This window comes from Paenibacillus thailandensis, assembly GCF_042685365.1.
Taxonomy (GTDB): Bacteria; Bacillota; Bacilli; order Paenibacillales; family Paenibacillaceae; genus Paenibacillus_AP; species Paenibacillus_AP thailandensis.
Map to the genome: position 1 here is coordinate 70284 of NZ_JBHUMY010000001.1, position 13717 is coordinate 84000.

Below are 13717 nucleotides of genomic sequence, written 5' to 3' on the forward strand. Positions count from 1 at the left end.
TCTCCGGGAAGGAGCAGACCCTTGTTAACGAACCAGTAACCGCATTCGTAGAGGCGAAGCCGTGTTTGCTTAAGATTGGAAATCGCTTTCTAAATTATTCGCCAGTTTTTTGAAAAGCCGAATCGCGAACTCGATCTCCTCTTCGGTCAAATTCCGAAACAGCTTCAGCATGATTTTGTCCCGGACTCTGTCGATCTCGCAAATCAGCCCGTGCGCCCGCTGCGTAATATGCAGCATAACGATGCGCCGGTCCTCCTCGCTCCGCCGCCGCTCGACGTAGCCGAGCTGTATCAGCTTATCGACGATTCCCGTCACCGCGCCGTTCGTAATGCCAAGCAGCTCCGCGGCTTCGGACGATTTCAGCGGCCCTTTCTCCGCGATGTTGACAACCAGCTTGCCGTGCGTTAAATTAAGTCCTTGCTTCGCAATGCTTTCGATGCTTTCCGCGCTGATCCGATGCCATTCCGCATTCAGCTGTTTCCGCACGTGGCGGAAGATGGTATCCATTTCCCTTAATCTTACAGCCTGATCTGACAAAGACGGATTCATTCGTTCAACCCCGTTCGTGATTTCATCCTCATTGTACCGATAATTGTTCTCACAGTAAAGATAAAATCGTTGAAGAACATGGCTGAAAGCGGGCCTTTCGGCCTAGATGCCGCTCTGCCCGTTTAAGGAATTAACGCGATTAAGCAACGCAAACCGTTATAGCCATCGGTTGTCCAATATGTTAAACTTTTAATTATCGACATTATTTTTAAGGTCATTCCAATGGCCCGTTTTTTGACCAGAAAGTAAAAACGAAAGCTAGGCCAACTTCCGATGCGAGTTTTGTTCGAAGCAGCTCGGGAAGTACCGCTTACAAACTTTTAGGAGGGACTCATATGTCGGCGAAGAAAAAAATGCGCTCTGACATGATCAAAAAAGGATTTGACCGCGCTCCCCACCGCAGCCTTCTGCGCGCAGCGGGCGTTAAGGAAGAAGATTTCGACAAGCCGTTTATCGCGGTTTGCAACTCTTATATCGATATTATTCCGGGTCATGTGCATTTGCAAGAATTCGGCAAGCTCGTGAAGGAAGCGATCCGCGAAGCGGGCGGCGTTCCGTTCGAGTTCAATACGATCGGCGTCGACGACGGCATCGCGATGGGCCATATCGGCATGCGTTACTCGCTGGCAAGCCGCGAAATTATCGCCGACTCCATCGAAACGGTCGTTAACGCCCACTGGTTCGACGGCATGGTCTGCATTCCGAACTGCGATAAAATTACGCCGGGGATGATGATGGGCGCGCTCCGCGTCAACATTCCGACGATTATGGTCAGCGGCGGCCCGATGAAAGCCGGACGGACGAAGGACGGACGCGCCATTTCCTTGACCTCCGTATTCGAAGGCGTCGGCGCCCATATGGCCGGCAAAATCGACGACCAGTCGCTGCTCGAGCTTGAGCAATACGGCTGCCCGACATGCGGCTCCTGTTCCGGCATGTTTACGGCCAACTCGATGAACTGCCTCGCCGAAGCGCTTGGCCTCGCGATGCCGGGCAACGGCACGATTCTGGCGGTATCGCCGGAACGCAAAGAATTCGTCAAACAATCGGCCCGCCAGCTGATGAAGCTGATCGAAGACGATATCCGCCCTCGCGACATCGTGACGGTCGACGCGATCGATAACGCGTTTGCCCTCGACATGGCGCTTGGCGGCTCGACGAATACCGTTCTCCATACGCTTGCGATCGCGCATGAAGCGGGCATCGAATACCCGATTTCCCGCATCAACGAAGTGGCGAACCGCGTACCGCATCTGGCGAAAATCGCCCCGGCCTCGGATTACCATATCGAAGACGTGCACAACGCGGGGGGCGTAAGCGCCGTGCTGAACGAGCTGTTTAAGAAAGAAGGCGCGCTTAAAGGCGAAACGCTTACGGTTACGGGCAAAACGCTGCGCGAAAACGTCGCCGGCTGCGAAATCGTCGACAAGGACGTTATCCATCCGCTCGACAACCCGCACAGCGAACGCGGCGGCCTTGCCGTATTGTTCGGCAATCTGGCTCCGGAAGGCGCGATCGTCAAAGTCGGCGCTATCGACAAATCCGTCGGCGGCTACCATAAAGGCCCTGCCATCTGCTTCGATTCGCAGGACGACGCTCTGTACGGCATCGCCAACGGCCATGTGAAGGAAGGACATGTCGTCATTATCCGCTACGAAGGGCCTAAAGGCGGCCCGGGCATGCCGGAGATGCTTGCGCCGACTTCGCAGATCGTCGGCATGGGTCTCGGCGCGAAGGTCGGCCTCGTTACCGACGGCCGCTTCTCGGGCGCGTCCCGCGGCATCAGCATCGGCCACGTATCGCCTGAAGCGGCCGAAGGCGGCCCGATCGCTTTCGTTCAGGACGGCGACATCGTCGAGCTTGACATGAACAACCGCACGATCAACGTGCTGATCAGCGACGAAGAATTCGCGAAACGCCGCGCCGAATGGAAAGGCTTCGAGCCGAAGATCAAATCCGGCTACCTGGCCCGTTATTCGCATCTCGTAACCAACGCCAGCATGGGCGGCGTTATGAAAATTTAATTTGATTTACCTGCTGCAAAACGATAGGCAGCCACCTTATTGTAAGGTTGGCTGCCTATTAGTTTGCCATTCCTTCTTCCGCCGTAAGCGGCAGAGAGACCGTAAATTCGGCGCCTTCTTCCGGCTTGCTGCTTACGGATATCGTGCCGCGGTGCATTTCGACGATTTTAAGCGCGATCGATAAGCCGAGGCCGCTGCCGCCGGCGGAGCGGTTGCGCGATTTGTCCGCTTTGTAGAACCGTTCGAAGATGCGCGGCTGATCCTGCTCGGGAATGCCCGGTCCCGTATCGGCGATACGGACGACCGCATGCCGGTCGTCGGCGGTCAGAACGACGGAGACGGAGCCCCCCTGCGGCGTAAATTTAACCGCATTATGAATAAGGTTCACCCATACTTGGCTCATTAAGCCTTCGTCCGCCGTCACTTCAACCTCTTCCGCTTCCAGGCTCATGTTGATCTCTTTCTCTTCCCATTGCGGCTCGCAGGCTAGAATAAGCGACATAAGCTGCTTATCCAGCCGGTATGGCGACGGGCGGAACGGCTGCCGGTCCGAATCCAAATTCGCCAGCCTCAGCAAATTGTCGCTAAGCTTGGATAAACGGATGCATTCCGTCTCGATGATCGACAAATACCGATGCCGCACCTCCCGGTCCAGACGATCGTTTTTGAGCGCTCTGGCAAATCCGCTGATCGACGTAAGCGGCGACCCGATTTCGTGCGACACGTTCGAGATAAATTCTTGCCGCAGCTCTTCCATCGCTTGCAAATTCGCCGCCATGTCGTTGATGCTCTCGACCAGCTGCGCATAAGGATGCCTCTGCCGCTGCTTCTCGTTCAGCCTGCCAAATTCCGTTTGAAGATTGACTTGAAAGTCGCCGCGCGATATCCGCCTTAACGCCTCGAGCAGCTCCATAAAAAAACGGTGTTGCTTCGGCCTGAGGAAACGCCCTACGAACATGACACCAATCCCGAATACGATAAACCCGAGCGCGGCATTCACCAGAAAAACGACTAGGGCATGAGGCTCCCAGCCCAAGCGGACGTAAATCGCTTCCGTCGCATAAAACACGGCCGTCCAGCTGAGTGCCAGCGCCGTCAACACGAGCAGGACATTTCCCGTAATGACGAGAAAACCCGGTTCACGCCTCATCGCCGCACCTCCAGCCGATAGCCCAAGCCTCGGATCGTGCTGATCCGAAAGCCATGCTTCTCCTCCGGAAACCTCTCCCGCAGACGCTTGATATGCACGTCGACCGTCCGCTCGTCGCCTTCGTAATCGTATCCCCATATATCCTCGATCAGCTGATCGCGCGTAAACGTCTTGCCCGGATAGCCGGCGAGCTTGAACAGCAGCTCGAACTCCTTCAGCGGCAGCGTTATTTCTTGATCGCCCGCTCGGCATTCGAACGTATCGCGGCGCAGCGCGACATCGCCGATCTGCACCGATTGAGAAGCCATAATGCGGTATCTCTTCAATAAAGCCTTGACGCGCGCAACGAGGATCATCGAGTCGAACGGCTTGACCAGATAATCGTCCGTCCCGAGCGCAAAGCCTTTGACGACCTGCGTCGTTTCGCCTTTGGCCGTAAGCATGAGCAGCGGCAGGTCGGTCCGTTTGCGCAGCTCCCGGCACAGCTCCCATCCGTCCATGCCGGGCATCATGATATCAAGGATAACCAGATCGATCTTCGATTGCTCAACAATGCGGAGGGCGTCCGATCCGTCCTCCGCCTCGACCACTTCCAAACCTTCCAGCCGCAAAAAATGTCCAACCAATTCGCGTATATGCGGGTCGTCGTCGACCGCCAATACTCGGGTCATTCCGTTCACTCCTTGTATAGCCGTTTCGTTTATGTCCGCCGCATATAAGCGCGTACCGTAAGCGGCGCAAAAATCGCCACGATGACGGCCGCGCCGGCGAGGGTGATGGCAAGATCCGCTCCGGCCGTTCCGGCGTTGGCAAGATCGCGGACGGCGTTGACGAGATGCGAGATCGGGTTGACGTTTACGAACCATTGAAGCCAGCCCGGCATGGTGTCCACAGGGACAAAGGCGTTGGAAATAAACGTAAGCGGAAACAGCACGAGCATCGATATTCCCTGAACGCTTGAAGCCGTGCGCGCAATGACGCCGCAAAAGGCAAATATCCAACTGATCGCAAAGGCGCAAACAATGACCAAGAGCGCAGCGACGGCGACGTATCCCAAGCCGCCTTCCGGCCGGTAACCCATCACATACCCCATTGCAAAGGTAAGCACAGTCGCAATTGTATACCGGATCGTGTCCGCCAGCAAGGCCCCCGCGAGCGGCGCGATGCGGGCGATCGGAAGCGACTTGAACCGGTCGAACACCCCTTTGTCCATGTCCTCCCGCAATTGAACGCCGGTAACGACGGATGTCGTAATGACGGTTTGCACCAGAATACCCGGGATGATGACCGGCAAATAATTAAGCGTGTTTCCCGAGATGGCTCCGCCGAATATATAGGTGAACATTAACGTAAAAAGAATCGGCTGGAGCGTAACGTCAAACAACTGCTCCGGCGTCCGCTTGATTTTCAGAAGCCCCCGATAAGCCATCGTGAGCGAGTTTCGCACGGATTGCCCCAAACTCGAATATTTTCTCAATTGGCGGTTAAAACCCGCTACGGCATCGTTTCTCATCCTGCCAATTCCTCCGTTTCGTTCGATTTCCCTGCAGCCTGCGGGTCTTCTTGCTTGACGCCATGTCCCGTCAACATTAAAAATACTTCGTCAAGGGTCGGCTTTTGAACGCTCATCTCGGTCAGGCGTATTCCCGCCGAACGGAACGCAAGAAGCAGGTCGGTCACTTTCTCCCCGTCGGCCATCGGCGCGGTTATTTTTCCGGCTTCCGCCGATACGGTCGATTCTACCTTCAGCACTTGATCGACGATTTGACGCGCTTGGCCGATGTGATCCGTCCGCTCCACCTTGAATTGCAGCGACGACGCCCCGACCGATGCCTTCAAGTCGTCGACCGTGCCTTCGGCGACGACCCGGCCGCGGTCGATGACCGCGATCCGGTCCGCCAGTTGATCCGCTTCGTCGAGGTATTGCGTCGTGAGCAGCACGGTTGACCCTTCCTTCACCAGCCGGCGAATCGTCTCCCACATTTGAGCGCGCGTTCGCGGATCCAGTCCGGTCGTCGGTTCGTCCAAAAAGATAAGCGGCGGCTTCGCTATCAGGCTTGCGGCCAAATCCAACCGGCGGCGCATCCCGCCGGAAAAGCTTTTGAGCGGACGTTTGGCGGCTTCCGTCAATCCGAATTCCTCCAGCAGCTCCGCGGCCTTGCGCTTGGATTCGGCGCGGCCGAGGCCAAGCAGCCGGGAGAAAATAACAAGATTCTCCGTTGCGCTAAGCGATTCGTCAACCGAAGCGTATTGGCCCGTCACCCCGATCAGCTGGCGGACGATATGCTGCTCTTTCGCGACATCGTGCCCGAAGATGCGCGCCGAGCCCGCATCGGGGCGCAATAAAGTAGCCAACATTCGAATGGTCGTCGTTTTGCCGGCCCCGTTCGGGCCAAGTACGCCGTATATCGAACCGGCCCGCACGTTCAGCTCAACCCCGTCAACCGCACGCTTATCGCCAAACGTTTTGACAAGCCCCGACGCTTCAATAGCCCACTCGCCGGAACCCGTCTTCGATTTCCTTCCGTATTCGTAATCCATCTTTCGTTCCTCCCCGTTTATGTTTGAAAATTTGTCTAAAACTCCGATTGGAGTAATTGTCACAACGGGATCGTAACTTGCTAATATGAACTGAATATGAATTGCGCGGTCACCATCCCAACCACCTCCTGAGAAGGGCCCCAAAGGGCTTGCCCCCTCCGGTCTCCCCAAAAGAGCGTAACTGCCGGGCGGCCGTCTTCGGCAATCGGTCGAAGGTAAGCCCGTTTGTTCGCTTGTCCTTGCGGACAAAGCGTAAAAACAAAGGGAGACACAAAGGCTTACGGAGCGTAAGCCTTTGTGTCTCCCTTATGTCTCGCGTCACGATGCGATCCCGTCGCTTCACACCGGTGATCTAAATCCCGTTACAATGCCGGCGTATTGCCGCGCATCGGACTCGGATCCCCGTCCTCCCGCATAACGGCCGGCGGCGCGGCGGCTGTTCTCGTGGCGTTGCGCAAAGCCGCGAACTGCTGTTTCTCGTCGGTCGCGAGCGGCAGCAGCCGGTTCATCGGCATGATCAAGATTTGCGGTTTCAAATCGTTGCTGCCGGGTTTATTATTGGTCAGCACCCGCATCAGAATGCGAAGATAAACTTTGGACGAACGCGCAAACCATCCGTCCGGCAGCGGAAACAGCTCGAAGCCGATCCGGTCGGCTCCCCGATGCACCATCGTGACGCCGTATACCGCTTTGGCTTCCCTTGCCTCTTCGTCATGCGCCAAGTAGCCGGCAAGCTCGGCTAGCCCGTGCTCCGTCTCGCGCTTCAGCTTGACGGTAGCCGCGATCGGCGACTTGGAGTTCATGGCGATGGAGGACAGCTTGCGGTTGTCGAAGTGGATTTCGATGACCGGATCGCCTTTGACGATGCGCCGGCCGTCGGCAAGCTCAAGCGGTTTGCCGCCGTAACGGATTTTCCGGTAATGAAAGATGGAGCCGCCGTGCTTTAAGCGAAAAACGGCCTGAAACGCTTTTTCGTACACGAGCCAGCCCGCGATCAGCGTTTTTTTCCACATCGGCGTCCGCTGTTCTTTCCGTTTCTTCTCGTTGCGTTCGGTTATATCCATCATCTCGTCAATCGCCACGAACCTGAACCCCCTCCTTGTGCCTTCCTCCAATACATATTCGAGCGCCTTCAGCATCTCCCCCGGCGCCTCGGCATCCGCTCCCGGCGTTCTGCCGCAATCGTGCAGCAGCAGCACCTCGCCCGGACGAAGCTTCCGCATGATGCGGCGGGTCAGCTGCTCCGCTCCCAACTTGACGTTCCAGTCTCCGAACAGCGAAGACCATAATACGATCTGATGCCGCGTGCTGCTCCTGAAGTCGAAGCAATTCATGATTCCCCAAGGCGGGCGGTAATATGCCGCGCGGATTCCGATCGCTTGCTCGATGATGTCGTTCGTCTGCTGAATATGGCGCGTCACTGTGCGCGGAAGCATAAACCAATTCGATTTATGAACGTAATTATGAATGCCGATGACATGTCCTTCTTCGTGCATCCGCTTCAGAAGCTGCGCCTTGTCTTCCGCATGCGAGCCTACGACGAAAAAAGTGGCCTTGGCGTCGTAGCGGGCCAGAAGCTCAAGGAGCTGCGGCGTATATTCCGCGTCGGGTCCGTCGTCGAACGTAAGGGCGATTTCTTTGTCTGCCAGCCCTTTCTTGAATACCCGAAATCCGAACAACCGGCTTACAAGCGCAGGGATGAAGGCGTAAAGCGTCATGAAGTAAAAGGCCCATAGAAGCAGGTTATTTATCATTTTGTTTCCCCACCGTTATCATGATATAGTAAGAAAAAGCTTCTACCGAAGCCTATTCGATGAAGGGGCCCGCCTTCAGCGGTCCCAAAGTCTCATAATTTTAATTGTATCATATTGAAAAAAAATTGAGGCCAACTTTTCCTAAAATCCGGTACAATCGATTACAAAAAATATCGTTCATAAAGGGGAAAATTAACGATGCTTCCATTTTATAAGAAATATTGGCGGACCGCCTTCGATATCGGCCTGATCGCCTTGACGGTCTATTTGACGATGCTCGTTTTCAGCTACCTTTACAAAATCGCCACGCCTATTTTTTACGGCTTTCTCATTTATTTATGCATCGAACCGCTCGCCAGCCGGCTGAACCGGATCGGAGTCAAAAAATCGATCGCGTCCGGCATTTCGATCCTTCTGTTTACGCTTATTATTTTGGCGGCTTTCTCCGGACTCGGCTATATGGTGACGGTGCAAGGTTCCGAGCTGATCGACCGATTGCCGCAATACCAGGAAGTGCTGACGGAGCAAATCCAGAAGTACACTGCGGAGCTGCAAGGTCAAATCAATTCGCTGCCTCCGGATTGGTCGAACCGCTTCGCCGATCTGGTCAACGGCATTGCGACCACGCTCCAAAACATAGGCAAAAACGTGCTGAACAGCCTGATCGGCTACGTATCTTCCTTCTCGACGTTTGTGTTCAATTTCGTGCTGGGCATTATTTTGGCTTATTTCCTGAGCATCGAGATCAAAAGCTGGAAGCGGTTCGCGACCGAGAAGACGCCCCGCACGTTCAAAACGGCGTTTTTTTTCTTGCGGGACAACGTATTGAAAGGGATTGCCGCCTACATTAAAGCGCAGGCCAAAATGATTACGATCACGTTTCTCGTCATTTTAATTTCGCTGCTGCTGTTGGGGGTCGAGCATGCGTTTCTCATCGCCCTCGTTTGCGCCATCTTTGACATTTTGCCGCTGCTTGGCGTCGGCGCCGTCTTTGTTCCTTGGATTATATATTTGCTTATTATCGGCAAAATATCACTGGCAATTTGGCTGGCCGCGTTATTTATCGCCGTGGTGCTGGTCCGTCAAATCTTGGAGCCTAAAATTACGGGCGACACGCTTGGCGTCTCCGCCTTTACGATGCTGGCGTGCATGGTCGTGTCGCTATCGTTGTTCGGCTTCTCCGGCGTCATTTTGTCCCCGATACTCATTATTCTGATCAAGGCGCTGATCGACCAAGGCTATTTCCACCGCTGGATCCGGCTGCCGCAGGATGAATACGACAATCCGGGTTATGCCGGAGCCGGCGCGAACGGAAGCGAAACCGGCCATCACGCGCCGAAGGCGGACGACCAGGGGGAAACCGCTTCATCGTCCTGATACTATTGCATTCCAGGAGTCCGGGTCCCGGATTCGTTACGGTCTTCGGCTTCAGCTTCGGCGAGCAAGTCCATAACGCCCCTGAATATGGCCGTCGCTTGGTTGCGGCTGTCGGGCGGACGGTATTCGCTTAATACGGCGACCGCGTATCGGGGCTTTCGAACGGGGCCATAACCGGCAAACCATTGATGGTTGAAGCGGACGGACCCAAGCGCCGTCTCGGCCGTGCCGGACTTGCCGGCAACGGTCCAACGCCCTTCCCGTATCGAGCTGCCCGTTCCATGATCCACGACGGCTTCCATGCCCCGCATCAGCTTCCGTGCTGTTGCGGGGCTTATTTGTCCGTAAACGTCCGAATAAGGCGCCTTGCGGGATTTCAGCTTGGCCATCCGGACGCCGTTCGCGTATCTGATTTCGCTGACGATGCGGGGCTCCGTCACTTTCCCGCCATGCAGCAGCGTAACGATCAGATTGGCCGCCTGCAGCGGCGTCATGCGGACATCCCTTTGCCCAATGGCGCTTTGGGCCCGCGCTCCCCCGTCGGCTTCCGGGAACGGCTGAGCGGCATTTCCTTGATCGTGCCCCGCTTTCCCCGCCTCTTCGGGCGTGTAAAAGACGGAGCCCGCTTCCTCTTCCGGCAGCAGGCGGAGCTTGCGCCGCAGCAGCTTGTACGGCTTCTCCGTACTCCAGCCGACCTGACGCCCGACGCCAAGCGCCAGCGCGGTACGCTCCAGCTGCTCCGCCGTCAACCGCTCGCCGAGCGTCGCAAACACGATATTGCACGATTGGGCCAGCCCTTCCCGCAGCGTCAGCGTTCCATGACCGCCTTTTTTCCAGCAGGATAAACCGTATTTGCCGTATTCCCCGTCGCAGCTGAACGTTTCCTTCTCGCTCGTAACGCCCGCTTCAAGTGCCGCAGCTTCCGTCACGAGCTTGAATACCGAGCCCGGCGGCACTGCTTTCAGCGCATGATTAACGGCCGACTCGTCCGATTCGAGCCGTCTCGGATTCATGCGGGGCCGGGATACAATGGCGACAATGTCCGCGTTGCGGGCGTCCAGCACGACGATGGCCCCTTGCTTCAGCTTTGCCTCGTCCGCATACGCTTCGAGCTTCCGCTGCAAATCCAGATCCAGCGTCGTGACGACGCTTAGAGGGTAATAGCCGTTGTCCGGGCGGACAAGGCGCATGCCGAGCCCTTGAAGCGGCATATTGCGGCCGTCGGTGAAATACATCGCCGACGTCCGGCCTATGCCGCGCAGCAAGTCGTCAAGCGACCGCTCAAGGCCGGATCCGCCCGTCAGGTCGGTCAATTTTCGCCTGCCGGCCTCTACCTCTTTTCCGTGTTCGGCTTGCATCCATTCGGGGTGCTGGCTAATATACCCGATCGTCTGAGCCGCGTTAAAGCCGTCTAAATACCGGTTATGATAAGGCAGCACCTTAACGCCGTCAAGCCTAAGTTCCGAAAGCTTCCGCCGCTGTTCCTCCGCAAGCCGGATCGGCGTCTGCTCGCCTTGCCGACTCCAATAGGCTGGCCGCTCGAGCTGATGCCAATATTGTTCCAGACCGGCCGCCGTGACGCCAAGCAGCGCAGCGAGACGCTTCATTTGCAGCCGATGTTGTTCGGATGCAAGCGCCTTAGGGTCGATCGGAAAAAAAGCAAGCGAGCTGTACGTTTCGCCCGTCAACGCTTGTCCGTTCCGATCCACGAAATCTCCTCTCCCGGTATCGATGACTAGGCTGTGCTGCCGCTGGATAACGGATGTTCTTCTCCAGTCCGCCTGTTGCGCGGGAGCCTTGACGGGAACCCCTCCGACGCCCAGCAGCTGCAATGCCCCAAGGCGAACAATATAGATGAAGAAAATGGCGGTAATAACGGATGCCGCTATAAACAGGCGCCGATGCATGACTGTTCCTCCAGACGTAAGTATCTGTTCTATTTCTTCACCAATCCCGGAGGCGTCATACATCCTAACCCGCTTCGGATAAAAAAGCCGCCCCGCCTCTTTCGGCTTGCGCCGGAAGGGTCGGGACGGGCGGATGAACGGCTTGATTTATTCGAACCGGAAATTCGACAACGACATTTTAAGCTCGTTGGATACGGTATCCAGCTTCTTGGACAGCTCCACAAGCGCATCGCTAACAGCCTGCTGCTCGTTGCTGAGGGAAGCGACCTCCTCCGAGGTGGCCGAAGATTGCTGCGCTACGGCGCTTACGTTGTTCATCGCATCGGACAATATCGTCTGCGATTCGTCCAGCTTGCCGATCGATGCGGTGACGGAATCCAGCTTTTGGGCGAAATTGCCCATATTGCCCTGCACGGACAGGAACAGCTGATTCGCTTCCTTAACGGCAGAAATTTGCTCCTGGAACAACGGATAGGCATCGGATAAGACGCTTACCGTTTCTTCGATTTCCGTTTGAATTTTTTGCGTAAATTGGCCGACGATGTCGATCGATTGGCGGGATTGTTCGGCCAGCTTGCGAATTTCGTCCGCTACGACCATAAAGCCTTTGCCGGCGGCACCGGCTCTGGCCGCTTCGATGGCGGCGTTCAGAGACAAAATATTCGTTTGCTTCGTCACGTTGTGCAGCACGTCCAAAATCTTAACAATGGAGCCGGTACTTTCTTTTAATTTATCGACCTTCTCCACCATGGCGCGAGTCATTTCCTCGGTCATTCCCGTCTTCTCCATCAACGAGGACATATAGGCGGTACCTTGGGCGCTCGCCTGCTCTACGTCCGCCGCAGAGGCGATCATTTGATTGTTCGCTTCGATGACCGACTTCATCTGTTCGTTGATCGCGTTAGACAGATCGCTTCCTTTCTCCGCTTCTACCGCAAGGCTGGAAGCGCCGTTAGCGATTTCCTCGGTAGCGACCGATATTTCTTTCGCCGATACGGCCGTCTTCCGCGAAGCTTCGGACAACTCGCTTGCCGTATGCAACACGTCGGTTGCCGAAGCCATGGAACGTCTCGCCAAATCGCTGATTTGCTCCATCATGTCGTTAAAGCTTGCGCTCAGCTGGCCGATTTCATCGCTCCGTCTGCGCTTGCCTTTAAGCTTGGAACGAACGGTCAAGTTGCCTTTGCTGCCTTCGTTCATCAGCTTGCTGATCTGAACGAGCGGAACGGAAATCGGAAGATGAATGCCGAAATAACCGATAACCAAAGCCGCGACCGCCGCGACGGCAACCGCAATCCACGTCATCACCCGAATCGTCTCGGCGTCTTCGACCAGCTGGTTGACCGGGATCGTGCCTACCAGCTTCCAATTCATCGTTTCGAACGTTTGATAAACGGCAAGCACCTCGTGGCCGTCGGTCGTTTCGGTTGTGATCGCGTCCGAATTCGCGTTATCGCCTTCGACCGGCAGCTGTACAATAAAATCTTGGTTGATTTGGCTCTCTTCGCCTTCGCCTTCGGTAATGTATTTATTGTCGCCGTCGACGATCGCGACTGTGCTGCCTTCGCCCAGGTCGATGCGGTCCAGCCGCTCTTCGATCGAGCTTAAGCGAATGACCATGAGCAGCACATATGAAGTCGTATTCGTCGAAGTGTCTTTAAGCATTCGGGCGACCCCGATCATCGGCTCGCTGGATATCGCCAATCCTTCGACGTTCGGCGGAATCCACAACGTCTTGCCGTTTGCGTTCTGCACTTCTTTAAACCAGAGGCCCGCTTTCAAATTGTCGCTTTGCGTCGAGGCCGCCGATCCTGCGGTAATAACCGGCAAATTGTCTTTGAGCGGCAGGAAGTAGATGCCGGCGATGCTATTGTTGCCCACGATGTAGTTTTGCGCTTTTTCGGTAATGGCCCGCTGCGCGTTAAACGATTCGTATTGGCCGATATTCGTTTTCAGCTCATTGATCGACGCGTGCAAATCTTTGTCGGTGAGCAGCTGCATCGTCAAGTCTTCATAGTTTCCGAATACCGTATCCAAATTTTCCGCGACCTGGCCGATCGTCTGATCGCTCGCTTCCGATACTTTATCTTTGACAATATTTTTGGTCATGCTGAAGGAAAGCAGGCCGATCACAAGCACGCAGACGATAATGCTTAAAAAGATCATGCCGAACAGCTTTGCGCCGACGGAAAGCCTGCTTTTTTGCGCGCCTTCCGCAGCGTCAACGGTGGTCGCTGATTTCAAGGCCGCTGCCGACTTTTTGATCGCTGCCCACAGTTGCCTGCCTTTTTCTCCTAATGGCTTCTTGCCCGAAGAGAACGTTTCGTTCCCTTGCTTATTTCCGGTTTGTTTGTTTCGTTTCAAGAAAAGACACCGCCCTTTGCTTTATGTAGTCGATCGTTTGTACAGTTCGAT

10 protein-coding genes are annotated in these 13717 nt (G+C 55.5%); 2 read left to right on the plus strand and 8 right to left on the minus strand.

Annotated features, from left to right (window positions below; all coding sequences use genetic code 11):
* Positions 1 to 69: 69 nt before the first annotated feature.
* On the minus strand, positions 70 to 507 hold the full coding sequence (locus tag ACFSW5_RS00275) for a MarR family winged helix-turn-helix transcriptional regulator (RefSeq protein WP_379268476.1): 438 nt from the start codon (positions 505 to 507) through the stop codon (positions 70 to 72).
* Positions 508 to 884: 377 nt separating this feature from the next.
* Between ACFSW5_RS00275 and ilvD the strand changes: the two genes are divergently transcribed.
* A complete protein-coding gene (ilvD, locus tag ACFSW5_RS00280) occupies positions 885 to 2573 on the plus strand; it encodes a dihydroxy-acid dehydratase (protein WP_379268478.1) in 1689 nt (562 codons plus the stop codon).
* A 58-nt stretch (positions 2574 to 2631) separates the two neighbouring features.
* Here the strand turns inward: ilvD and ACFSW5_RS00285 are convergent, their stop codons facing one another.
* From ACFSW5_RS00285 to ACFSW5_RS00305, 5 genes are all read right to left on the minus strand, one after another.
* Entirely contained in the window at positions 2632 to 3723 is a 1092-nt protein-coding gene (locus tag ACFSW5_RS00285; protein WP_379268480.1) for a sensor histidine kinase, read from the minus strand.
* The gene (locus ACFSW5_RS00290; RefSeq protein ID WP_379268482.1) at positions 3720 to 4394 is read right to left on the minus strand and encodes a response regulator transcription factor; all 675 of its coding nucleotides are present in this window, start codon (positions 4392 to 4394) and stop codon (positions 3720 to 3722) included. Before ACFSW5_RS00290 ends, ACFSW5_RS00285 begins: the two co-directional genes overlap by 4 nt.
* 29 nt (positions 4395 to 4423) lie before the next feature.
* Positions 4424 to 5236 (minus strand): ABC transporter permease, encoded by an 813-nt coding sequence (locus ACFSW5_RS00295; RefSeq protein WP_379268484.1) that lies wholly within the window; start codon positions 5234 to 5236, stop codon positions 4424 to 4426.
* The gene (locus tag ACFSW5_RS00300) at positions 5233 to 6264 is read right to left on the minus strand and encodes an ATP-binding cassette domain-containing protein (RefSeq protein ID WP_379268486.1); all 1032 of its coding nucleotides are present in this window, start codon (positions 6262 to 6264) and stop codon (positions 5233 to 5235) included. The genes ACFSW5_RS00295 and ACFSW5_RS00300 overlap by 4 nt, the downstream gene beginning before the upstream one ends.
* 362 nt (positions 6265 to 6626) lie before the next feature.
* Positions 6627 to 8018, minus strand: coding sequence for a polysaccharide deacetylase family protein (locus ACFSW5_RS00305; protein ID WP_379268488.1), 1392 nt, complete (start codon positions 8016 to 8018; stop codon positions 6627 to 6629).
* Positions 8019 to 8216: 198 nt separating this feature from the next.
* Between ACFSW5_RS00305 and ytvI the strand changes: the two genes are divergently transcribed.
* Positions 8217 to 9395 carry a sporulation integral membrane protein YtvI gene (gene ytvI / locus ACFSW5_RS00310; RefSeq protein WP_379268490.1) on the plus strand — a complete coding sequence of 393 codons (1179 nt, stop codon included), beginning with the start codon at positions 8217 to 8219 and terminating at the stop codon, positions 9393 to 9395.
* A gap of 2 nt (positions 9396 to 9397) precedes the next feature.
* Here ytvI and ACFSW5_RS00315 read toward each other — a convergent pair whose 3' ends face one another.
* Complete coding sequence (locus tag ACFSW5_RS00315; protein ID WP_379268492.1) at positions 9398 to 11302, minus strand: peptidoglycan D,D-transpeptidase FtsI family protein; 1905 nt, start codon at positions 11300 to 11302, stop codon at positions 9398 to 9400.
* Between the two features lie 147 nt (positions 11303 to 11449).
* The gene (locus tag ACFSW5_RS00320) at positions 11450 to 13666 is read right to left on the minus strand and encodes a methyl-accepting chemotaxis protein (protein WP_379268494.1); all 2217 of its coding nucleotides are present in this window, start codon (positions 13664 to 13666) and stop codon (positions 11450 to 11452) included.
* Positions 13667 to 13717: the final 51 nt, after the last annotated feature.